The organism is Pinibacter soli, assembly GCF_029961145.1.
GTDB classification, from domain to species: Bacteria; Bacteroidota; Bacteroidia; order Chitinophagales; family Chitinophagaceae; genus Pinibacter; species Pinibacter soli.
The window spans coordinates 86,827-109,365 of record NZ_JASBRG010000006.1; the positions used below are offsets into that span (position 1 = coordinate 86,827).

General features: G+C 40.5%; 19 protein-coding genes. 12 read left to right on the forward strand and 7 right to left on the reverse strand.

Annotation, left to right across the window (positions count from 1 at the left end):
• The first annotated feature begins 50 nt into the window (after positions 1–50).
• The 4 genes from QJ048_RS10210 to QJ048_RS10225 all read left to right on the forward strand — a co-directional run bounded on the left by QJ048_RS10210 (position 51) and on the right by QJ048_RS10225 (position 4,222).
• Positions 51–830 carry an inositol monophosphatase family protein gene (locus QJ048_RS10210; RefSeq protein ID WP_282334243.1) on the forward strand — a complete coding sequence of 260 codons (780 nt, stop codon included), beginning with the start codon at positions 51–53 and terminating at the stop codon, positions 828–830.
• Positions 831–984: 154 nt separating this feature from the next.
• Entirely contained in the window at positions 985–1,395 is a 411-nt protein-coding gene (locus tag QJ048_RS10215; protein ID WP_282334244.1) for a GxxExxY protein, read from the forward strand.
• Positions 1,396–1,442: 47 nt separating this feature from the next.
• Positions 1,443–2,471 carry a thiamine-phosphate kinase gene (gene thiL / locus QJ048_RS10220; protein ID WP_282334245.1) on the forward strand — a complete coding sequence of 343 codons (1,029 nt, stop codon included), beginning with the start codon at positions 1,443–1,445 and terminating at the stop codon, positions 2,469–2,471.
• A gap of 242 nt (positions 2,472–2,713) precedes the next feature.
• Positions 2,714–4,222 carry a S41 family peptidase gene (locus QJ048_RS10225; protein WP_282334246.1) on the forward strand — a complete coding sequence of 503 codons (1,509 nt, stop codon included), beginning with the start codon at positions 2,714–2,716 and terminating at the stop codon, positions 4,220–4,222.
• Between the two features lie 104 nt (positions 4,223–4,326).
• Here the strand turns inward: QJ048_RS10225 and QJ048_RS10230 are convergent, their stop codons facing one another.
• Positions 4,327–5,529, reverse strand: a complete 1,203-nt coding sequence (locus QJ048_RS10230; RefSeq protein WP_282334247.1) for an aspartyl protease family protein — start codon at positions 5,527–5,529, stop codon at positions 4,327–4,329.
• Positions 5,530–5,703: 174 nt separating this feature from the next.
• Positions 5,704–6,852 carry a methionine aminotransferase gene (locus tag QJ048_RS10235; protein WP_282334248.1) on the reverse strand — a complete coding sequence of 383 codons (1,149 nt, stop codon included), beginning with the start codon at positions 6,850–6,852 and terminating at the stop codon, positions 5,704–5,706.
• A gap of 363 nt (positions 6,853–7,215) precedes the next feature.
• Here QJ048_RS10235 and QJ048_RS10240 point away from each other — a divergent pair, with 363 nt between their 5' ends.
• The 6 genes from QJ048_RS10240 (at position 7,216) to QJ048_RS10265 (ending at position 16,055) form a co-directional block, all read left to right on the forward strand.
• Positions 7,216–10,368, forward strand: coding sequence for an AsmA family protein (locus tag QJ048_RS10240; RefSeq protein ID WP_282334249.1), 3,153 nt, complete (start codon positions 7,216–7,218; stop codon positions 10,366–10,368).
• 157 nt (positions 10,369–10,525) lie between these two features.
• Positions 10,526–11,545, forward strand: a complete 1,020-nt coding sequence (locus QJ048_RS10245) for a tetratricopeptide repeat protein (RefSeq protein WP_282334250.1) — start codon at positions 10,526–10,528, stop codon at positions 11,543–11,545.
• 139 nt (positions 11,546–11,684) lie between these two features.
• Complete coding sequence (locus tag QJ048_RS10250; RefSeq protein ID WP_282334251.1) at positions 11,685–12,326, forward strand: YceI family protein; 642 nt, start codon at positions 11,685–11,687, stop codon at positions 12,324–12,326.
• A gap of 350 nt (positions 12,327–12,676) precedes the next feature.
• A complete protein-coding gene (locus QJ048_RS10255) occupies positions 12,677–13,351 on the forward strand; it encodes a vWA domain-containing protein (protein WP_282334252.1) in 675 nt (224 codons plus the stop codon).
• A complete protein-coding gene (locus QJ048_RS10260) occupies positions 13,348–14,115 on the forward strand; it encodes a PP2C family serine/threonine-protein phosphatase (protein WP_282334253.1) in 768 nt (255 codons plus the stop codon). The genes QJ048_RS10255 and QJ048_RS10260 overlap by 4 nt, the downstream gene beginning before the upstream one ends.
• Positions 14,112–16,055: a protein kinase domain-containing protein gene (locus QJ048_RS10265; RefSeq protein ID WP_282334254.1), complete on the forward strand. Its 1,944-nt coding sequence runs from the start codon at positions 14,112–14,114 to the stop codon at positions 16,053–16,055. The genes QJ048_RS10260 and QJ048_RS10265 overlap by 4 nt, the downstream gene beginning before the upstream one ends.
• A 250-nt stretch (positions 16,056–16,305) precedes the next feature.
• Here QJ048_RS10265 and QJ048_RS10270 read toward each other — a convergent pair whose 3' ends face one another.
• From QJ048_RS10270 to QJ048_RS10285, 4 genes are all read right to left on the reverse strand, one after another.
• On the reverse strand, positions 16,306–16,947 hold the full coding sequence (locus QJ048_RS10270; protein ID WP_282334255.1) for an NAD(P)H-dependent oxidoreductase: 642 nt from the start codon (positions 16,945–16,947) through the stop codon (positions 16,306–16,308).
• Positions 16,948–17,089: 142 nt separating this feature from the next.
• Complete coding sequence (locus tag QJ048_RS10275) at positions 17,090–18,163, reverse strand: iron-containing alcohol dehydrogenase family protein (protein ID WP_282334256.1); 1,074 nt, start codon at positions 18,161–18,163, stop codon at positions 17,090–17,092.
• Between the two features lie 128 nt (positions 18,164–18,291).
• Positions 18,292–19,035, reverse strand: a complete 744-nt coding sequence (kdsB, locus tag QJ048_RS10280; protein WP_282334257.1) for a 3-deoxy-manno-octulosonate cytidylyltransferase — start codon at positions 19,033–19,035, stop codon at positions 18,292–18,294.
• A gap of 53 nt (positions 19,036–19,088) precedes the next feature.
• The gene (locus QJ048_RS10285; protein WP_282334258.1) at positions 19,089–19,568 is read right to left on the reverse strand and encodes a regulatory protein RecX; all 480 of its coding nucleotides are present in this window, start codon (positions 19,566–19,568) and stop codon (positions 19,089–19,091) included.
• Positions 19,569–19,778: 210 nt separating this feature from the next.
• Here QJ048_RS10285 and dnaN point away from each other — a divergent pair, with 210 nt between their 5' ends.
• Positions 19,779–20,894, forward strand: coding sequence for a DNA polymerase III subunit beta (gene dnaN / locus QJ048_RS10290; protein WP_282334259.1), 1,116 nt, complete (start codon positions 19,779–19,781; stop codon positions 20,892–20,894).
• Positions 20,895–20,995: 101 nt separating this feature from the next.
• The gene (locus QJ048_RS10295) at positions 20,996–21,385 is read left to right on the forward strand and encodes a putative signal transducing protein (protein ID WP_282334260.1); all 390 of its coding nucleotides are present in this window, start codon (positions 20,996–20,998) and stop codon (positions 21,383–21,385) included.
• A 91-nt stretch (positions 21,386–21,476) separates the two neighbouring features.
• On the opposite strand, the gene QJ048_RS10300 is transcribed toward QJ048_RS10295, so the two are convergent.
• Entirely contained in the window at positions 21,477–22,388 is a 912-nt protein-coding gene (locus tag QJ048_RS10300) for a helix-turn-helix domain-containing protein (RefSeq protein WP_282334261.1), read from the reverse strand.
• Positions 22,389–22,539: the final 151 nt, after the last annotated feature.

Here is a 22,539-nt window from a genome sequence, read left to right on the forward strand (position 1 = left end):
GTTGTTCAATTATTCAATAATTCAGTTATTTGTATCGCTATCTTTGCGGCATGATAAAACAGACACTACTCGACGCGACAAATGCAGGCGCTGCGGAGTTAAAGCGCTTTTTCAACAGAAAAAACCTGGTTGTTTCCAATAAAGAAGGAGTTAACAATTTGGTTACAGAGGCGGATCATGCAGCCGAAAAAGCGATCATAGAAGTTATCAGAAAAAACTTTCCCGGACATTTTATATTAAGTGAGGAATCGGGTGAAATTATCCAGGATTCAGAATATAAATGGATCATTGATCCGATAGATGGCACGATCAATTTCGCAAACGGCTTGCCGCTTTGCTGTGTGAGTATTGGTGTTGAAAAAGGTGGCAAAATGATAATGGGCGCGGTGTACAACCCGATTATGAATGAATTTTTCTTTGCCGAGAAAGACAAAGGCGCTTTCTTAAACGATACTCAAATTCATGTAAGTGAGCAAACCGAAGTAGAGAAAGCATGTCTGGTTACCGGGTTTCCCTACACGTACCTCGATTCGCCGAATGGTCCGTTGCAATGTTTTGAACGCTTTATCAGGAAAGGCATAGCTGTTCGCCGTTTGGGCTCCGCTGCGATTGATCTTTGCTGGGTAGCGGCTGGTCGCTTCGATGGTTTTTATGAACACAAACTAAATGCATGGGATAGCGCCGCAGGATTTTTAATAGTAGAAGAAGCTGGTGGAAAGGTAACTGATTTCAAAGGTGATTATTATTCTCCATATCAACCGCACATACTTGCAACGAATGGAGTAATCCATGAAGAGCTGAAGGCTTGGGTGAATGGAGAGAAGAGCTAAGGTCGAAGACCTTTATTTACCACTAAGGCACTAAGGACACTAAGCCTCACTAAGAGACTCTGACTGTCGGGAATTCCTTAGTGAAACTTAGTGTCCTTAGTGCCTTAGTGGTAAAAAAGCTGACCAACTATTTACCTCTTAAAACCAAAGAGGTATGATCACACAGAAATACATAAACGATGTCAGCTATGCAATAGTTAGCTGTGCCATAGAAGTTCATAATCATTTAGGGCCGGGCTTGTTAGAATCCGTGTACAAAACGTGCATGATCGAAGAGTTGAGGCGGGTTGATTTTAATGTAAAAACAGAAGTCTGGGTTCCGATAAGATATAAGGAAAAAGTGTTGGAGTCTTCTTTAAAACTGGATTTGCTTATAAATGATATAGTGATCGTTGAATTAAAAGCCACCGAAGCAATAATTCCGGTATACAAGGCACAGCTCTTATCTTATTTGCGATTAGCCAATAAACCTAAAGGATTACTTATTAATTTTCATTGTGATAATATTACAAAACAACTAGTACCGTTGGTAACAAAAGAATTTGCCGAACTTCCAAAATACTGAAAGAACTTTGCGAGGTTGCCTGATGGTAAAACAATAAAACAAAACAGATGTCAGAACGTACAGAAATATCAACACTTGGAGAATTTGGTCTCATCGACCATCTTACAAAAAATATAGAATTGCAGAATGTTTCCAGCATTGTGGGTGTTGGTGACGACGCCGCAGTGATCGATCATTTTGGAAAACAAACGGTAATCACTACCGACATGCTGGTTGAAGGTGTACACTTCGATTTGATGTACACGCCGCTGCGCCATTTAGGTTATAAAAGCATTGTGGTTAACTTAAGCGACATCTATGCAATGAATGCCACACCAACACAAGTAACCATCAGCATTGCGCTCAGCAATAAATTTAGCGTGGAAGCATTGGATGAATTTTACGAAGGCGTGTATGCGGCCTGCACGAAATACGGCGTTGATTTGATTGGTGGCGACACAACAAGCTCACAAAAAGGATTTGTAATATCTGTAACTGCACTCGGCGAAATTTCACCAGGCAAATATGTAAAAAGAAGTACTGCCCAAAAAGGTGATCTACTTTGCGTAAGTGGTGACTTGGGAGCAGCCTTTTTAGGATTAACCTTTTTGGAAAGAGAAAAGAATATCTTCCTTGAAAACCCGCAAGTGCAACCTGATCTGGAGGGAGAAAAATATGTAATAGGAAGAATATTAAAGCCAGAAGCAAGAAAAGACATTGTGGAGTTTTTTGAAAAATCTGCCTTGCAACCCACTGCAATGATGGATGTGAGCGACGGTTTGAGTTCCGAGGTACTGCACATCTGCAGGCAAAGCAACTTAGGATGTGTAGTGTATGAAGACAAAATTCCCGTTCACGAAGACACCAGGAACGCGGCTTTCAAATTCAAGCTCGATCCAACTGCATGTGCGCTAAGCGGTGGCGAAGATTACGAACTTGTATTTACTGTTTCGCAGGCAGATTATGAAAAGCTGGTGCTTAACGAACAGATCAGCGTGATCGGCTACATGACCGAACCTGAAAAAGGTAAAAAGATCATCACCAAAGGCGGTAATACATTTGATATTACAGCGCAAGGCTGGAACGCATTCTCGTAGGGCCGAATCCCATTAGCCATCGTTTGCCACAGACGCACAGAGTAACTGCCGCATCAAAATAATATTTTAATCAGCAAAAAAGACCGCGCATTCGCCGTCCGGCGGAAGCAAACCGAACAGAGAAAATAACATTCTCTGTTCCTCTGTGCTTCTGTGGCAAAACTTAAGCAATAACGAAGCCACTTTTCCGTATTTTACACAACCAAATAACTCCTAAAACCTAGCTGTACACCAATATGAAAATGGCGAAGCAGAAAAAAAATATTTACACATTCAGTGTTTTTGTGGCAGCGATATTGATGATTATTGGTTGTGCATCCTCCAAAAAGAAATTCAATCCGGATAAAAAATATTCTCCCCAGCAATTAAGAAGCGATTACTCTTTGTTCAGAAAAATTTTGGAAGATTCTCATCCCGGTCTTTATTGGTACACTTCCAAAGATTCGATGAACCGTTATTTCGACAGTGGCTATGCCCGCATCACGGATTCTATGACGGAGCCGCAGTTCAGAGCATTACTAAGCTATGTAATTGCAAAGATCAATTGTGGACATACCACCACCAAAAATTCAAAAGCATTCAATAGATATCTTGATACGATAAGACAGCCCTTGTTTCCGTTAGGTGTCAAATTTTTGAAAGACACTGCTGTTATAACCGCCAACATCAACGGAAGAGATTCCATCTTAAAACCGGGAATGGTCATCAATAGTATCAACAATGTTCCCATCAACACTGTTCGCGATAGTTTGATGCAATATGTTTCTGCAGATGGATACAACAGTACGCACAAGCGCCAGTCGATAAGCAATGGTTTTGCATTTGGAGCCTACTATAAAACAGCATTCGGACAAACGTCTAACTTTTCCGTTGGGTTTACTGACAATGCAAACAATCCCAGAGTTTCAACTGTAAAATTGTACAGGTCAGGAAGAGACTCAACTTTTAAAAAGCAAATGGCTTTTATACCGAAGCCATCGAGAAAGGAAAGACGAAGACTCGATCTGAGCAACGAAAGAGTGTTAACAATAGATAGCGCACTTCATACAGCATTTTTGGAGATCAATACTTTTTCGGCCGGCAACAGGTTAAAACATTTCATAAAGAAAAGTTTTAGAGAAATGAAGCACCAGGGTGTAAAACACCTGGTTATTGATGTTAGAAACAATGGCGGCGGTGATGTATCCAATTCAACCCTCCTCACCAAGTTTATCATTGATAGAAAATTTAAACTCGCCGACTCGTTATATGCAGTAAAAAAGACGAGCACTTACGGCCGGTACATTAGCAACAGCTTCATAGTATGGCCGTTCATGACCTTTACCACGAGAAAAAGAAAAGACGGCTTGTATCATTTTGGTTTTTATGAGCGCCATTATTTCAAGCCACACAAACACAATCATTTTTATGGCGATGTATATATATTAACAGGTGGAAATTCATTCTCGGCCACTACTCTATTTGCCGGTGCCATAAAATCTCAAAAAAATGTTTTGATAGTAGGCGAAGAAACCGGCGGCGGTCAATATGGCAACTGCGCATGGTTTATTCCGGACGTTACTTTGCCAAACACAAAGGTTCGTTTTCGACTACCGAAATTCAGACTGATAATTGATAATAACAAAGTGAAAGATGGTCGGGGTGTAATGCCGGATGTGGAAGTGGTGCCGACAACAGTATCCATCGGAAAAGGCGAAGATTTGAAACTGGCAAAGGTGCTGGAATTAATAAAGAACGTACAGACGCATTGAGTGCGTCTCTCTTGCACCGAACGTTTTTCGAACCTTGTTTTGGTGTGACAGAGTCGCATTCAATGCGTCTCTACAAAAAATCCGTGTCGTCATCTGTGTGCCCATTACCGGATGCTGCCAACTTTAAAAGTAATTTCCTTCAAACCCTCATTTGCCCTGGCAATAATTAAACGTACCCTTTGATTAGGCGCCTGCAGCAACCCTTTATAAATCTGCACATTTCTGCTGGTGTTTTCATTGACAGCCACAATCACATCGCCCTCGCGGAAACCCGCCCCCGCTGCAGGAGAGCCTTTCATGATGTCAGTGATCACCACTTGTCCATCAATGTAGTAAAGGCTCAAACCCGAATAGGCGTAATCAAACGCTTCACGGAAATGCGAATTCGGTATCAGGTAAATTTCTCTTTTTTCGTAATTGAGAATCACATTGAAACGCCTCAGCAAGTCATTGCCAATAAGCCCGCCTAAATATGGATAAGAAGTAACGTTGTACTCATCTTCGAAAATATAGGCAGGCACTTTTCTAAATTTGTATGGCCCAAGTTTGAAAGACTTTAACGTCGTCAGTCGCATTCTCGTTTTGCCACCGAGACCCTCGGCTTCGGTTTCTACAATTTTTTTCTTGCCACCAAACTTCAAACTGTCGTCTGCAAAATCTTCAGAAAATAGCAGGCACAAGCCTGCACCAGAATCAAAATAAAATCTTGCGTTCAGGTTGCGTTGTTCCTCTACTTCACCTTCCTGAATGGGAATGTTCAATATACCGGGTTTAAGCAAGTGACCGCCTCTTGGATATTTTAAAAAGCCCTTGCTGTATACTTGCATGATCAGGCTGTCGTAATCGATCTTTACAATATATCTGTTGAAAAAACTGAAACCGATAATACCGTCAATCGTTTCCCCGTAAACGCTTGTTAAAATGTCGTAGTCATTAATATGAAAGTTCAAACTATCGATCGCCAGACCGGGAAGTTTAAGTGTATGATTATTGGCAAAGCGAACTGGTTTTATTCCTGCAATACCTCTCACCGTTTTGTTGGATTCGACCGAACTTATTTTATATTTTTCAACAGTGGCAGAATCAAGAGAGATGCCGCTGCTTCCGGTATCAAGAATAAAATGAAGACTATCCGGAATATTATCAAGATGAGCTGAGACAATAATAACACCACCGTTATATTGTTTAATCGGGAAGCTGGTAAGCAGTCTTGCCGGCGCCTGCAAAATTTCCTGTCCTTTAGCAAGGGAAACAGATAACAGCGTTGCCAGCAATACAATCGTAAGCGAAAAGTTATTTCGTCGCAATCTTTTTTATCGTTAAAGGTGAAGCAGGTGTTGTCTGTTTAAATATAATATTTTTTGTCTATGAACTTTAGGGATGATGAGGAAATTATTTGAGCGGCGCGAAATGCAGTAGAGACAAGGCATTGCATTGTCGCTACGGGGTTGATCAACTTTTGAATTGGCGCATCTTAAATGCTATAATCTTATCAGCCTCTCCACAGCAGCTTCCAGCGTTTCGTTTTTCTTGGCAAAACAAAATCTCAGCAACTTATCATCCTTGCTATTCTGGTAAAAAGCAGACAGCGGAATAGTTGCAACACCAAATTCTTTTGTTAAGCGAATCGCAAAATCGGCATCTGCTTTGTTCGAAATGCGCTCATAAGAAGCCGTTATAAAATAACTTCCTGAAGATGATTTCAAATTGAAACGCGTATCCTTCATCAACTCAATAAAATAATCTCTTTTTTCCTGCAAAAACGGAGAAAGCTGCAGGTAAGAGTTTTTATCTTTTAAAAATGTCGCCAGCGCAACTTGTGCAGGTGTAAAGCAACTGAAGCAGTTAAACTGGTGTACCTTTCTGAATTCTTTTGTCAATGTGGCAGGAGCAATCGTATAACCGAGTTTCCATCCTGTGCAGTGATATACTTTACCAAAAGAAAAACAAACAAAACTTCTCTCCATTAGATCCGGATAGCGAAGAATGCTTTGGTGTTCTATGCCATCAAAGATCAAATGCTCATACACTTCATCGCTGATGATAAAAACGTTGGTTCCCTTTACAATATTTCTCAGCTCTTCGATATCATTTTTCTGCAAAACGGCGCCCGTGGGGTTGTGCGGCGTATTAATAATGATGGCTTTTGTTTTGGGCGAAATATTTTGCTTCACCAGTTGCCAGTCAATTCTAAAATCAGGAATAGTCAAGGGCAACAAAACAGCCTTTGCGCCATTCACCTCGATGTTCGGAACATAGCTATCGTATGCCGGCTCAAAAACAATCACTTCATCACCCGGTTGTAAAATGGTCGTTAGCGATGAATAGATCGCATAAGTACCACCCGGAGTAATGGTGATGTCTGTATCTGGATTAACGGCAGTGTTATAGAGAAACATAACTTTTTCCGCAATCGATTCGCGCAACGGCATCCATCCCGCCATTGGAGCGTACTGGTTGTAATTATCGTTCATCGCCTTGCTCACCAAAGCAATCAGATCCTGGTTCATTGCATAATCTGGCAGGCCCTGCCCAAGATTCACAGCATTATGCTGCGCCGCCAATGCGCTCATGGTTGTAAAAATGGTAGTACCAACGTTTGGAAGCTTGCTTTGGATGTGAATTGACATGAGGACATTTTTGATGCTCAAAAATAGCTGAATAACTGATTAACTGAATAACCGAGTGGTTGAATGTCGAAGTGCAAGACTGAGCGTAAACTTTCAGTTATTCGGTTAATCAGTTATTCGGTTAATCAGTTATTCGGTTATTTGTCAACAAATAGCTAATAAATTGAACAGAGCCTCTCACTTATTTGTATACCAATAGTGGTTTACCATGAAATAATTTCCATGTGTTCCGTTTTTTCTAATTTTGGAGTTCTTATTTGACCCGAACAAGCCTTTATACAACAGCAGTTTTAATTTAATATCCCCTGATATCAAACCTCCGTCGGTTGCGTACCTATTGGAAAACTCCAAAAATTATAGGTAATGAAATTTTCTGTACTTCCCTTTTTGAAAAAACTACTAAAGGTTTCCGGTATTTCAATAGCTTCCATATTGTTGCTGCTGTTTATTGCGCCCTATCTTTTGCCCAATACAGTGGCTACCCACATAAAAACCTGGACAAACAAAAGCATCGACGGTGAACTGAATTTTTCGAAAGCCAGGCTTTCTTTTTTCAACCATTTTCCCGCACTTACGCTTACACTACATGATTTTTGTCTGAAGGGTTCCGCACCATACAAAAACGATACATTGATCGCCGCAGATGAAGTAGCGCTTGGCATTAATCTTACCACTTTGCTGTACAGCAAAAAAGTGGTGATCGATGAAATTTATGTAGATGACGGCAACATTAAAATTCTGTCAGACGAAAGGGGACATGCGAATTACAATGTGTATGTTTCAAAATCGGATTCGGCCAAAAAGAAAGACGAGTCTGATACTTCCTCGGCCCATCTTGAGCTAAGCAAAATCGTTATCAACAATTCGCATGTTCTGTACAACGATAAGTCTGTGCCATTGTACATAGATGCATACGGGTTTACTTACAAAGGCACGGGAGACTTCGACAAATCAATTTTTGACTTGACGACAAAGGCTAAAATTGATTCCATTGATTTTTCATTCAGTGATATTTACTACCTGCAAAGAAAAAATGTAAAAGCAAACCTTGTCACCAAGATCAACACAAAGTCCCTTGCATTTATTTTTACAAAAAACAGGCTCAAGATAAACGGCCTTCCCATCACGTTTAATGGAACTTTGAATTTCCTTGACAACGGTTACGACATGGATCTTTCTGTTAGTTCCAAAAAGGCGGGTCTCTATGATCTTTTCACCGCAATGCCTCCGCAATATGTAGAGTGGCTCAAGAAAACAGATGTAGACGGTTTTGCAAACCTTCTTCTCACGTTGAAAGGAAAATATATTGCTTCAAAAAATCTTTCGCCCGACCTCAATTTTCACATGGATGTGGACAGAGGTTTTGTGAGATATAACAACGCTCCCGTTCCTGCCAAAAACATTGCTCTCAGACTGGATGTGAAAATGCCGTCACTGAATGTGGACAGCATGCAAATAGTTGCCGACTCATTATCCCTAAATCTGGAAAAAGATTATTTAAAAGCCAGGATTAGAACAAAGGGCTTTTCGCAACCATATATTTTCGCAGATGTAAACGCCAATATGAATCTCGAAATGCTGCAGCGGGCATTTGGATTTACCAATTATGATACAAAAGGAAAGCTCGACCTGCAGTTACATGCAGATGGTAATTACACCACAGACACCGTTGTCAAAAGAGGAGTACGGAAAATAATAATTGACACTTTTGTAACAAGCATTCCTGCATTCACAATTAAATCCAGTGTAAGCAACGGCTACCTCAAATATGCCTCTTTACCGGAAGCCATCAAAAATATCAACTGCAAACTCGACGCTTCCTGCGATAGCAATTACCGCCATATGAAGGTCGACCTTGCAAACCTGAATGCATCAGCGCTAAACAGTTTCATAAAAGGAAACATAAACCTGGTGGGTCTGCCGGACATATTTGTAAACGCCAACATACAGTCCACTCTGAATATGCAGGACATTGAAAAAGTGTATCCGCTGGAAAGTGTGCAATTGAAAGGAGCACTCCAGCTGAATGTAAACAGCAAAGGAACATACGACGCAGACAAAAAGAAATTTCCTGTAACCTCGGCAGATATTCGTTTGGCAGATGGCGTTCTTAAAACAAAATATTATCCGAACCCAATTGAGTCAATAAACATTAACGCAAAAGCAAACGATAATGACGGAACGCTTAAGGACCTTAACGTTAAAATTGAACCCGCATCTTTTGTATTCGAGGGAAAACCGTTCTCTGTAAAAGGCTCACTTCAGAACTTTGACGACATTTTGTATGACATCACTGCAAAGGGAGAGCTGGACATTGACAAAATTTACGAGGTATTTTCACAAAAAGACTTCAACGTAACAGGGCTTGTCAAAGCAGACTTTGCTTTAAAGGGAAGGCAAAGCGATGCTATGAACGGCCGGTATGCGAAGTTGAACAACAGCGGAACACTCGAAGTAAAAGAACTTGCTGTTACACATGAAGCTTTTCCACAACCATTTAAAATAACAGAAGGTCTGTTTAGATTTAACCAGGATAAAATGTGGTTCAATAAGTTCATTGGCCAGTATGGAAATTCTGATTTTAAACTGGACGGTTATTGCAGTAATGTGCTAAATTATATACTGAACGATAAAGCCGTACTGCAAGGAGATTTTAAACTCGATTCGAAGTTTATTGATGTAAATGAGTTTATGGCCTTTGCGCCGGCACCAGAAAGGACATTACCCGACGAGGCCAAGCCATTTCCTTCGGAAACGTCCACAGCAACAGGCGTAGTCATCATTCCGGAAAACCTTAATCTGCACCTGGCCGCTAACGCCGCCAAAATAAAATACAACGATATCATTTTAGAAAACTTTACAGGCGACGCAACACTTAACAACAGCCAACTGACATTGAAACAGGCTGCATTTAACATGATTGGCTGCAATGTGTCGATGGATGCCGTTTATGCGAGTGTCAATCCTGTAAAGGCGAATTTCGATTATCACATAACTGCAACTGATTTTGATGTAAAGCGAGCATACAACGAAATAAAAATATTCCACGATCTGGCAACCGCTGCAAGTAAAGCAGAAGGTATTGTATCGATAGATTACAAATTAAGCGGCAAGTTGAATGAGAACATGATGCCGATCTATCCGTCGCTTGTAGGCGGAGGAACGCTTAGTATAAAGAAAGTGAAACTTAAAGGCCTGAAACTATTCAACGCAGTTGGCAGCAAAACCGGTAAAGATGACATTAAAGATCCTGATCTTTCCAAAGTAGATTTTAAAACAACCATTAAAAACAATCTCATCACGCTTGAACGCACCAAGATGAAAGTCTCCGGCTTCAGGATCCGCATTGAAGGTCAAACGAGCTTCGACCAAAGACTAAATCTAAAAATGCGCGTCGGTTTGCCACCACTCGGCATCATCGGTATTCCGATAAAAGTTACCGGCACTTCAGAGAATCCGAATATAGCTGTAGGGAAAAACACAGATCAATTGCAGGAAACAGAATATGAGGATTAAGTAAGATCGGCGTTCGGAACAAAGCGTCATTAAAACGCCGGCTCCTTTAATAAAGAGCCAACATTTCTTTAAAAACTGAAAAATCTCGCAACCGGATTGTTATGGCAGAATGTTAACTATACAAACTACATATCTTTGAGCCTATTAAAATTACCAGATGAAAAGAATCTTATCGTTCGTATTGGCTTTTCAATGTAGTATGATATTGTTTGCCCAGCAAACACCGGATGCAAAGACTTTGCAGGAAACAGGCAAGACTTTTATGCGCCAGGGCGACTATACCAATGCGCTGCTTTCTTTCAATAAAGCACTTCAGCAAAAACCAAATGATCTCGAAATACTGAAAGACATTGTTTTTAATTATTACCTCAGCCATGACTATTCGAAAGCTTTGGAAATAGGAAAACCATTACCGGAAAGACCCGATGCCGATGTGCAGTCATACCAGCTCCTGGGAATGGTGTACAAAGCAATCGAAGAAAGAAAGGATTGTGAGAAACTATACAAAAAAGGCATCAAAGCATTTCCAAATAGCGGCGTATTATATAGTGAATATGGCGAAATGTTATGGGCAAAACAAGACTACAGCGCCATCAAATTCTGGGAAAAAGGAATTGAGGTAGATAAAAATTACTCCGGCAATTATTACAATGCCGCTAAATATTACTACTTCACAAAAGACAAAGTTTGGGGATTAGTGTATGGAGAAATTTTCCTTGATCTTGAAAGCTACAGTCGCAGAACTGAGGAAATAAAAAAACTGGTACTGGAAGGGTACAAAAAATTGTTTGTAGAACAAAGCCTCACCAAGGACCAGGACATGAAAAACGAATTTGTAAAAGCATACCTTGAAGTAATGTCGCACCAGTCAGATATCGCTGCAAATGGCATTACTGCTGAAACGCTCACCATGATCAGAACGAAATTCATGCTTGAGTGGATGGATAAAAAGGCACTCAGCTTTCCATATAAATTGTTCGACTATCAACAGCAATTACTAAAAGGCGGAATGTTTGATGCGTACAACCAATGGCTATTCGGCGCGGCCCAAAACCTTACGACTTTCCAAAACTGGACAACAACACACGCCGCAGAATATGAGAAATTTACTACTTTTCAAAAAGGAAGAGTATTTAAATTAGCTGATAATCAATACTATCAAACTAAAAAGGACTAACTTCCCACATAAAAATTGTAAAAAAGCCGCAAGAAACCCTTGCGGCTTTTTTTACAATCAAATGATACTAAACATATCGGTGTTTCAACTTCGAATTAATAAATGTTGTAACTTTGGGTTCTAAAATTAGAAATTAACTATGAAAAGGATATTACTTCCTATCGCGGCAGCTCTCTTCATCATCAGTTGCCAGGACGCACCAAAAGCCGATAAAGCTGAAACGGCAGAAAAACAAGCAGCTGCTACAGCCGCAGGTACAGAATTTAAAATTGACACCGCTACAAGTGTTGTAGGTTGGTTGGGAACAAAACCTGTTGGTCAGCACAACGGAACCCTGAAAATAAACAATGGTGAATTCACGTTGGCAAATGGCCAAATTGCTGCCGGTAAATTCATCATCGACATAAACTCTCTTACAGATGTTGATATGAAACCGGGTGACGGAAAAGAAAAAATTGAAGGTCACCTGAAAAGCGCAGACTTTTTTGACGTTGCAAAATATCCAAACGCAACTTTCGAGATCACTAAAGTGGAAGCTTTAGCAAATGATACAACTGCGACACACAAAATAAGCGGAAACCTTACTTTGAAAGACAGCACTAAAAACGTAACCTTCCCTGCGAAGATCACAGTTGCAGAAAACACCATCAATGCTTCTGCAAACTTCAATATTGACAGAACACAATGGGGCATGCATTACGGAAATGATAAATCTTTGGGCGACAAATTCGTTCGTCCTGAGGTAAACCTTCAGTTGAAGATAGTAGCTAATAAGTCATAATTTTTGTTGTTTTGTTTTAGGATAAACCCCGCAATTTGCGGGGTTTATTTATTTAGAGAAGTGAGCACGCAGATGACGCTGATTTGACTGATGAGCGCAGATTGGATTGCACACGGATGACACAGATTAGACGGATTTTCACGGATTTTTTATAGCTGCAAACAACCGATATATTGATATTTTTCTTAAAGCACCCGGAAGTAAAATCGAGTACAGTCGCAACAATGGAAAATATCTCCGTGAAAATCCGTCCAATCCGTGTCATCCGTGTGCAGTCAACTATTAAAAAAACCTGTGTAAATCCATCTAATCTGTGTCATCTGTGTGCCGTTTTAAATTAAATTACGCCCATGAGCGACTACATTTCATTTGAACAAATACCATTTGGAAGCGACAGCTTTGCGGATAATCCAGAACCACGATGCCCATGTGTGCTGGTGTTAGATACATCCGGCTCCATGTCCGGCATACCCATCCGTGAATTGAATGAAGGCATAGAAACCTTTAAGCAGGAACTCCTCGGAGATCCTTTGGCAATGAAAAGAGTGGAAGTCGCAATGATCACATTTGGTCCCGTTTCCATAGAATCTGATTTCCAAACAGTGCCAAACTTCTATCCAAAAACTTTACACGCCAACGGCGACACACCGATGGGAAGCGCTATTTCACTCGCGGTAGAAATGGTTACCAAAAGAAAACAGGAATATAAAAATCACGGGGTTTCTTACTACAAGCCGTGGATCATTTTAATAACAGACGGCGCTCCAACCGATGGCTGGCACCACGCCGCTTCTCAAATCAAAGACGGAGAGGACCGCAAATCGTTTGCCTTTTTCGCTATCGGAGTGGAGGGCGCAAATATGGATGTGCTGCAGCAAATATCCGTTCGCCAGCCTTTGCGGTTAAAAGGCTTAATGTTCAGAGAATTCTTCATGTGGCTATCGGCTTCCATGAAAATGGTTTCAAGCAAAAATCCCGGAAGCAATATCACCATGTTGCCACCAACCGGCTGGTCAGAACTATGATGTGGAAAGCAATAGGACAAAGCGTTATTGGAACGTCTCATCTTGCGACAAACAAATCGTGCGAAGATGCGATTGCATACAAAACAGTAAGCACCGCGAATAATGAAACTGCATTGATCTGCTGTGTAAGCGATGGTGCGGGCAGTGCTGCATATGCACAAGAAGCATCAGCAATTGCCACGCAAAAAGCAGTTGAGTTGTTTGAAGAATATATTGTTGCAGAAAAAGATGTTGATAACTCAACTGTCATGTCTGTTGCAGAAAACATTTACGATCTGCTTTCAAACCTTGCTGAAGAAAGGGGCGTTGAAATAAATGAATTTTCCTGTACTTTTCTCGGATGCATCTTGCTGCCGGGGAAATCCGTTTTCTTTCAAATAGGCGATGGCGCCATCATCCGTGATGATGGCAACAATGGCTACGCAGCCATTTGGTGGCCGCAAAACGGCGAGTATTCCAACACAACAGTATTCCTGGTTGATGATATCAATTTTCCCAATCTCAAAATAACAACCGTCAACGAACCCATCAATGAAGTTGCCATCTTAACAGACGGATTGCAACACTTAACATTGAACAATGAAACATCGAGTGTGCATGGTCCGTTTTTTAGCGACCTGTTTAGATGGCTACGCATGGCAACAAAGCCTGAAGAAATTGAAATACTTAACGACAAGCTGAAAGAATTTCTCTCTGGGCAAATGATCAATAGCAGAACCGACGACGACAAAACCTTGTTCCTCGCAACAACGCTCAATAAATGATCAACAAAACATATACCGGCGATAAAAATTCGTACACTGCTTCCCGAGAGTTGGGGAAAGGCGGCGAGGGACAGGTATATGAACTTGCCAACAACTACTCGCAGGTATTGAAAATTTACAATGAGGCGTTAAGCACAGAGAAGATTGAAAAGCTGCGCACAATGGTAGCGATGGGCAATACTCAAACATTAAGCTATGCTGCGTGGCCGGTCGATATAGTAAAAGACAACAGTGCCGTTGTTGGGTTTGTAATGAAAAAGCTGGACAACTACATGCCGCTGCATATGCTGTTCAGCCCGATGGACCGCAAGAAAAATTTTCCTGATAAGGGATACAATTTTCTCGTGCATGTGGCGAGAAATCTCGCAACCGCTTTTTATGCACTGCATTCACAAGGCCTTGTAATTGGGGATGTAAACGAAGGAAACATCCTGGTAAATAGCCAGGGCATGGTAGCATTTATCGATTGCGATTCTTTTCAAATTAAAAATAACAACAGCTATTTCTTTTGCGAAGTGGGTGTGCCAAGGTACACGCCGCCGGAATTATTGAGTAAATCTTCTTTCAACAGTGTGATTAGAAGCGTTAACACAGACAGCTTTTCGATGGCGGTCTTAATTTTTCAATTGTTGTTTCTTGGCAGACATCCATTTGCGGGACGAAACATTTCCAATGAAGAGATCGACGAAGAAACAGCTATAAAAAAATATTTGTTTGCTTACTCTGTTAATAAAGCGGATAAAAAACTATTGCCGCCAAACGACAGTTTTTCGATCAATAATTTGCCCCAACAATTAGTCACACTCTTCCATTCTTCTTTTGAAAATGAAATTGCGAGACCTGAACCGGAGCAATGGATGAAAGCGCTTGATGAATTTTCAACAGAAATGATCACGTGTGAAAAACATAAGATCCACGTATATCCGTCAACCCTTATAAGCTGCCCGTGGTGTGACTTTAAGGACCGTCGTAATATTTATTATTTCCTGGATGACAGCTATACTCAGCAAATACCGGCATACGATATGGATAAGTTCATCAACGGATTTAAAGTTGAGCAACTTAACCTGAAGAAAATTTCATTTCCAAAGCAGAACAAACAAGCCATTCCGCCAACGCCAATCTTAGACATTTACAAAAGCTATCAGTTATACCATCGAGTAGGAATGGCGATCGTAGTTGTAATTGCTATTTTAATTGCAATCTATCTAACACAGTTTTCTTTTGTGTCGCTTTTTCTTATTGGATTCTCCTACAAACTATTGCCCTGGCACGGAGATATTGTAAAAGAAAAAAAGAGACGCGAACTCGCATACAAAACGCAAGGACAAATGCTAGATGCAGCGTTAAAAGAATATAACGCTCCGAAGGAACTCAACAATTACAATAATAACGCTTCGAAACTGGAAAGATCCATAGACCAGTTTAAAAAGCTTCCAACAGAATTGCAGAAAAGAAAACGTGAAATGGAAGAGGAGGTGTACAATAATCAACTGCATGTTTTTCTGCATCAGTTTTTGCTGGAAGATTTTACCATAGCAGGTTTTGGCGCTTCGCGAAAAGCAACACTGGCCGCAGCGGGCATCAGAACGGCAGGAGATATTACAAAGTTGGCATCTATAAAAGTTGCAGGCATTGGTCCGAAGTTTATTCAAAACCTATTGTCATGGCAGAGATTGGTGGCTTCGCGATATACCTATAGGCCAGATAATGATCTGCTGCAAACACGCTATAATTTGATCGCTACGCAAATAGAGCAACAGAAAAGATATTTGGAAAACGAAATAAAGAAGGATTACAATTCGCTCAATTACTTAAAGGCACGTATTTTTAACAGGCAGTCACAATTAGAAACGCAAATCAATTCATTACACAAAGAATATTGCCAATCCATCGTCGACTACGAAGCGTTCAATGAAAAATTCGGCGGGTTAATATAGAGGGCACACAGATGACACTGATTTGACTGGTTTACACGGATAGATGTTAATAATTGAATAACTGAGTAACTGAATAACCGAACCTATGTGTCTAAGAATCCCTTGTGATTTTAAACCCTCAATTATTCAGTTACTCAGTTATTCAACTTTTGAAAAAATCAGTCAAATTAGTGTCATCTGTGTGCTCACTCAAAAAAGCCTTCATCTCTTTCAAGACAAAGGCTTTCGATATAAACAACACCATTAAACCTTAAGCGTATTCTGCAACATAGTGTGTGAAAAATTCTTCTTTTGCACGGCGAACTTTTTTGGCTTTTGCCAAATGGTCCGAATCATCTCTATAACCCAACGCAAGTGCTACTACAGAAGTCAATCCTTTTTCTTTCAGGCCAAGCACCTCATCAACCGCAGCAGGATTAAAACCTTCCATCGGCGTCGTATCCACTTTTTCTATTGCAGCAGCAGTAACACCCACACCCAAAGCAATATATGCCTGGCGAGCTGACCACTGTTGCAGGTTTTCAGATGAACGGCCCTTAATTGCATTCATCAACATATCACGAAAACCACCTAGATCTTCCACTTTAATGCCACGTACTTTAGCCGTATTTCTAAGATATTCGTCAATATGCTCTTCTGTAACGTTATCCCATGCAGCAAAGATCACCACAGCGGAACCTCCCGTGATTTGCGGTTGGTTGTACATAGCAGGAGCCAGTTTTTTTCTCAAGTCCTCATCTTCTACCACAATAACGTGAAAAGGCTGCAAACCCATAGATGTAGGAGCAAGGTTGATAGCCTCTAAAATGTTATGCAGTTTTTCTGCAGCTACTTTTTGACCATTCATTTTTTTAGCCGCATAACGCCAGTTTAGTGAATCAAGATATTCCATATAAATAGTTTTATTTTTAAGAATCAATGTTTAAACAAAGATACAAATATCTCGACGTTTAAACATCAACATGATGTTAAAAAAAATAACACCGATAGGATTTCGGTGTTATTTATATGAAAATCAAGTATTTATTAAAAAATTACAGACGCTCGAAAAGCGCTCTTAATTTTTCGCGGGTCATTATTTTTTCCCAGTCTTTACCCAAAGCGTTCTCCCAAAGTGGTTTCATGCCAAGGGAAACGTTGATCATAATATCAAACTGCTCGTCAGTTAAGCCTTTGCACACTCCTGTTGGGATGTCAATGTGATTTTTCTCCACCATTCTCTTGAACTCATCTACCCCAGCAGGATAATATTCTTCCAAATGGTTCATTACTATGCAGTTACCAATGCCATGCTTGGTTCCCAGTAAATAACTCAAGCCATAGCTAACCGCGTGTGTAACACCCACTTGTGAATAAGCGATGCTCATACCACCCGCGTAAGAAGCCATCATTAGTTTATCGTCAGAAGTTGCATCCCAATGATCTCTTGTGAGGAAAACTTCCTGGCAAAGTTCAAGCGCTTTTTCACCATAGCTTTTGCTGAACTCATTCAGGAAAGTTCCTTCAAGGCTTTCAATACAATGGATATAGCAATCCATACCGGTATAAAAACGCTGGTTAACAGGCGCGTCGGCTGCTAACTCAGGGTCCAAAACGATTTGATCAAATGGCGTAAAGTCGGAGTTCATACCCAGTTTACGGGTTGGTCCGGTCAAAACCGTAGTACGGGAAACTTCCGCTCCTGTTCCGCTCAATGTAGGAATACCGGCTTTATAAACACCAGGCTGCTTTACAAGATCCCAACCTTGGTAATCTGCGGAAGAGCCAGGGTTTGTCATCATCAAACTCACTGCTTTTGCAAGATCCATTGTAGAACCACCACCGATACCAATGATACCGCTAACTGTTCCAAATTCATCTTTCAATTGTTGCGCGAGCGCATCTACTTGCTTGGTTTTAGGCTCCAGCGTAACGTCTGCGAAAATTATTTTATCCTTTCCTCTCAAAGGAATGCGGCTAGGTAAAGCCTTTCCTTCAAAGAAATGGTCAACCAGGAAAATCATCGGAGCATCTGATTTGCGCTTAGGCGCCAATATTTCGTCTAACTGGTTGAAACTGCCGCGGCCAAACACCACGTAATCAACCATTTTAAAATTTCTAAACTGCATAAATAGGATTTGAAGATGAAGCGAACAATCGCTATTGGGTTACAAAAGTAGGATGTGACAATTAATAATTAATAATTAAAAATTAAGACGGCTGCGTCAATTTTGCGGTCGCTGTTTTTACTTTTTAATTATTCCTCGTTCATAAAAGACGCGGCTTTGTCAAGATCGCCTGGTGTGTCTATTTCTACGCCCATATAGTCAACAATCACCATTTTCATTGGAACGCCGTATTCGAGGTAACGAAGGCACTCAACTTTTTCGGCAGATTCCAAGGGAGTCATGGGCCAGTTGGTAAAATTCAAAAGCGCTTGTTTGCGGAAAGCATAAACGCCAATATGTTCGTAGTAAGGAATCACAAGATCTTTGTTGCGCGGATATGGGATCACGCTTCTACTAAAGAAAATCGCGTTCATGTTAATATCCACGGCTACTTTCACATAGTTTGGATCATCGATGTACACTTGCTCTGTGAGAGGCTGCATCATTGAAGCCACTTGTACTTTTGCACCCTCTTCGCCTTCAAAAACCTGCAACAATTTTTGCAAAGGTTCTCTTTTTACAAATGGCGTATCTCCCTGCACATTCAAAACAATATCCACATCCAAATGGGCCGCTGCTTCTGCAATGCGGTCGCTGCCGCTTTCATGAAGTTTTTTGCTCATGATCGCATTGCCACCGTGTGAGGTAATTTCTTCGAAAATAATATCGCTATCTGTTACCACTACAACCTGGTCAAAAAGTCCGGTTGCTAAAGTATTATCATAGGTATGGCGGATAATAGTTTTATCGCCTAGCATTTGCATAAGTTTTCCCGGAAAGCGTGTAGCAGCGTAGCGGGCGGGTATCATTGCAACAATGCGATTGTCTTGCATGTGAGAAAAAGTTTTGGGCAAAGCTAGGGAATTTTGAAGTTGTGGGTAGTCTGCTACTTTCCTCTCTGCTTCTCCACAGCATCCCTCACCCATTCATTCTCATATCCTTTTTGCAAAAGGTAATCATGCATTTTTCGCATTTTTACGAAAATGTTTTTCTCGCCTTTCAGTGTTTTCCACTTTTCTTCTGCAAGCTTGTGAAGTGTTTCAAAATAAGGTTCGTCCTCTATCGATTGGAGCGCCTTTTTTATGCAGTAGTCGCTTACTTTTTTGAGCTTCAGCTCGTATTTAATTTTCACTTTTCCCCAATGCTTCATACGAAACTTTCCGCCCGCAAAAGCAATGGCAAAGCGCTCCTCGTTCAGGTAGTTTTCCTCGATCAGTTGTGAAAGCATAGTTTCCACCGAGGGTTTATGTAAACCATAGCTATAGAGTTTATCCTTCACTTCCTGGTGACTGCGTTCTTGGTAGGCGCAATATTGTTTTGCTTTTTGCAATGCCTGCTCGGGCGTTAACGTTCGTTCAAAGGCCATGCGGCAAATGTAAGGCTGAATGCCTAATGCTAAACGCCTAACGCGGAACTCCAAAAGGCAGCCTGTTGCACGGAAAGGGCGTTCTGCGTTAGGCATTAAGCGCTCTGCTTTGCCATTCTTCCATTTCTTCACACAAACTATCCCCCAACATTTGCCTATTAGTTAAAAATCATTAGTTTCGCCACTACATAAAATTTGAATTCAATTAATATGAAGTTCATTGTTTCATCTTCGGCCTTGCTGAAACAGTTACAACAGATCAGCGGGGTTATTAACTCCAATACGGTTTTGCCAATATTAGAAGATTTTCTGTTTGAGGTAGAAACGAATAAGCTTTCCGTAGTAGCTACTGACCTTGAAACCGTTATGCGCGTGCAAATCGAAATTGAGGCGAAAGAAAGCGGCAAGGTTTGTATTCCTGCAAAAATTTTGATCGACTCTTTAAAGAATATTGCGGATCAGCCACTGACTTTTAACATCGATAAAAACTTCGCTGTTGAAATTACCAGCGACAACGGTAAGTATAAAGTTATGGGCGAAAACCCTGACAACTTCCCCAAGGAGCCATCTGCAGATGATACAACATCATTTACGTTGGAATCCGGTCAGTTGGTAACGGCTATCAACAAAACTTTATTTGCTGTAAGTAACGATGATCTTCGCCCCGCGATGACAGGTGTTTACTTTGAGCTGGATAAAAATTACTTGCAATTTGTTGCAACCGATGCACACAGACTGGTTCGTTATAAATTGACAAATGTTAATTGCCCACAAAATGATTCTTTCATTGTGCCACGCAAACCGCTGAACTTGTTGAAAACAGCATTGCCTGATAATGCAGATGAAATCACAGTCAACTACAACAGCAATCACCTGTTTGTAAAACATGGCAACACACAAATGAGCTGTCGATTGATCGACGCTCGTTTCCCTGATTACAAAGTTGTTATCCCTACAGATAATCCTTACAAACTGGTTGTTACAAAATCAGATTTTCAAGGAGCATTGCGTCGCGTAAGTGTGTTCAGTAACAAAAGCACTAACCAGGTTGTATTGAACATTCACGGAAGCGAATTGCAACTGGCTGCGCAAGACGTTGACTTTAGCTTTGAAGGAAATGAGAGAATGAAATGTCAATACGATGGTGAAGATCTGGCAATTGCTTTCAATGCAAAATTCTTAATCGAAATGTTGAACGCTGCAGAAAGCGACGAAGTAAAAGTGGAGCTTTCTACACCAACAAAAGCCGGTATTATCAAACAAACAGAAGGCGACGAAAATGAAGAGCTGTTGATGCTTGTAATGCCTTTGATGTTAAATCAATAATTTAAAGTAATCTTGTTAGATACAAGGGTTGTTTCAGAAATGGAACAACCTTTTTTAATGCCCTTACAAACTGCTTTCGTACATTTAATTAAAGAAACGGCGTGAAAGCAATTCGATCCTACGATAATTATATACAAGCAAACATGCAACTTTCTCTACTGAAAGATGCCGGGCTGGATTGCTATATAAAAGATGAATACACAATAACAATAGATCCGTTATTAAGCCCTGCTCTCGGCGGGATGAAACTAATGGTGAAAGAAGAGGACATCGATGAAGCCAACCGCATTCTCGAAACAACCGAGCGAACTTTTCTTGAAAATGTTTCCTGTGAAAACTGCGGACAAAAAAGTGTTCAAAAAATAGTAAACGTAAAAACCTTTGACACGATCTGGCTACAGTTATGGAGTGTTTTGAAAAATGGCCAGCCGGTGGAACAGACAACGATTTATAGATGTTATAGTTGCGGAGCGATACAGGAAGAACTTTAGTAAGCATAAATTAAAAAGTCAAAAGTCAAAAAAGGCAGCGTTATTTCGCACTCGCGTTTTTGACTTTTGACTTTTTAATTTGACTTTATCTCTATACTTTTTCCCTTAAGCTTTCTCTAAATCCGCTTGGACTAAAGCCTGTAACGTTTTTAAAGAATTTAGCAAAGTTGGAAGTATCTGTAAATTGTAAATAGTATGCAACTTCTGCTACAGTCATATTCGTGTTCTTCAAAAGCGCCTGTGCTTCCAGGCCAACTCTTTCACGGATAATTTGTGAAGCTGATTTACCAGTTTGATCTTTAAGCAGATTGCTCAGATAGTTCGGATGTAAATGCATTCCTTCAGCAACAGCTTTCAAAGTCAACTCCTCTTTTATGTTGCCTTTGTTCAACTCAATGAAATAGCCATTCAGCAAATTCATGAATTGGGAAACAACTGTTTCGTTGCCTTTAGTAACTGTATAACTTCCGGAAGTAGCGGCCTTCGCATTGAACAACAAAATGTTGGTATAGTGAAACAACATCTTGTAACGATCAGGATTATCAGAGCGAAGAACTCCTTGCATATCGGTAAACAATTGCTCAAATGAAGATATCTGTTGTTCATTAAGCTTTGTAGTTAAACCGCTTTCTGCCTGGTAAAAAGGGAATTCTGTAGTGATCGTCCTTGCGGGCTTTTGCTGGAAAACGTATTGCGGCGTAAAGAAGATGATGTAGCCTTTCCAGTTTTTAATTTCATGGTAATGGCGGATATGCCATGGAGCCGTGAAATACATGTTGCCACGCTCAAGATGATAAACCTGTGAGTTTATGTTGAGCGTGAAACTGCCGTCCGTTACAAGAGCTGCAATAAATGCATTCAGCCGGAAGGGCTGTTTGAAAAGCTTACTTTCATTCGGGATATCTTCAAACTTGATCAGCTCAAAATCTGGATTCAAAACCGGAATATCAGCGCTTTGAAACGACTCACTAAGATTGTTGTAATAAGGTATTTTTTCAGCCATGTTCACAAAAGATAGAATTGCAAAATTCGTTTATTTGATTGATTTAAGTCAATTTTTCGTCTCCCACTCCTTATCAATATTTACCGCTTATAAAATAACAGTGACGGGTAAAGAATTGTAAAACAAGCAGGTTAATGTTCTCTTTATAATT

Excerpts from the sequence above, each read along its gene's own strand:
- QJ048_RS10210 (WP_282334243.1), top strand. The coding sequence starts at position 51 with ATGATAAAACAGACACTACTCGACGCGACAAATGCAGGCGCTGCGGAG.
- QJ048_RS10215 (WP_282334244.1), top strand. The coding sequence starts at position 985 with ATGATCACACAGAAATACATAAACGATGTCAGCTATGCAATAGTTAGC.
- thiL (WP_282334245.1), top strand. The coding sequence starts at position 1,443 with ATGTCAGAACGTACAGAAATATCAACACTTGGAGAATTTGGTCTCATC.
- QJ048_RS10225 (WP_282334246.1), top strand. The coding sequence starts at position 2,714 with ATGGCGAAGCAGAAAAAAAATATTTACACATTCAGTGTTTTTGTGGCA.
- QJ048_RS10235 (WP_282334248.1), bottom strand. The coding sequence starts at position 6,852 with ATGTCAATTCACATCCAAAGCAAGCTTCCAAACGTTGGTACTACCATT.
- QJ048_RS10240 (WP_282334249.1), top strand. The coding sequence starts at position 7,216 with ATGAAATTTTCTGTACTTCCCTTTTTGAAAAAACTACTAAAGGTTTCC.
- QJ048_RS10245 (WP_282334250.1), top strand. The coding sequence starts at position 10,526 with ATGAAAAGAATCTTATCGTTCGTATTGGCTTTTCAATGTAGTATGATA.
- QJ048_RS10250 (WP_282334251.1), top strand. The coding sequence starts at position 11,685 with ATGAAAAGGATATTACTTCCTATCGCGGCAGCTCTCTTCATCATCAGT.
- QJ048_RS10255 (WP_282334252.1), top strand. The coding sequence starts at position 12,677 with ATGAGCGACTACATTTCATTTGAACAAATACCATTTGGAAGCGACAGC.
- QJ048_RS10260 (WP_282334253.1), top strand. The coding sequence starts at position 13,348 with ATGATGTGGAAAGCAATAGGACAAAGCGTTATTGGAACGTCTCATCTT.
- QJ048_RS10265 (WP_282334254.1), top strand. The coding sequence starts at position 14,112 with ATGATCAACAAAACATATACCGGCGATAAAAATTCGTACACTGCTTCC.
- QJ048_RS10270 (WP_282334255.1), bottom strand. The coding sequence starts at position 16,947 with ATGGAATATCTTGATTCACTAAACTGGCGTTATGCGGCTAAAAAAATG.
- QJ048_RS10275 (WP_282334256.1), bottom strand. The coding sequence starts at position 18,163 with ATGCAGTTTAGAAATTTTAAAATGGTTGATTACGTGGTGTTTGGCCGC.
- kdsB (WP_282334257.1), bottom strand. The coding sequence starts at position 19,035 with ATGCAAGACAATCGCATTGTTGCAATGATACCCGCCCGCTACGCTGCT.
- QJ048_RS10285 (WP_282334258.1), bottom strand. The coding sequence starts at position 19,568 with ATGGCCTTTGAACGAACGTTAACGCCCGAGCAGGCATTGCAAAAAGCA.
- dnaN (WP_282334259.1), top strand. The coding sequence starts at position 19,779 with ATGAAGTTCATTGTTTCATCTTCGGCCTTGCTGAAACAGTTACAACAG.
- QJ048_RS10300 (WP_282334261.1), bottom strand. The coding sequence starts at position 22,388 with ATGGCTGAAAAAATACCTTATTACAACAATCTTAGTGAGTCGTTTCAA.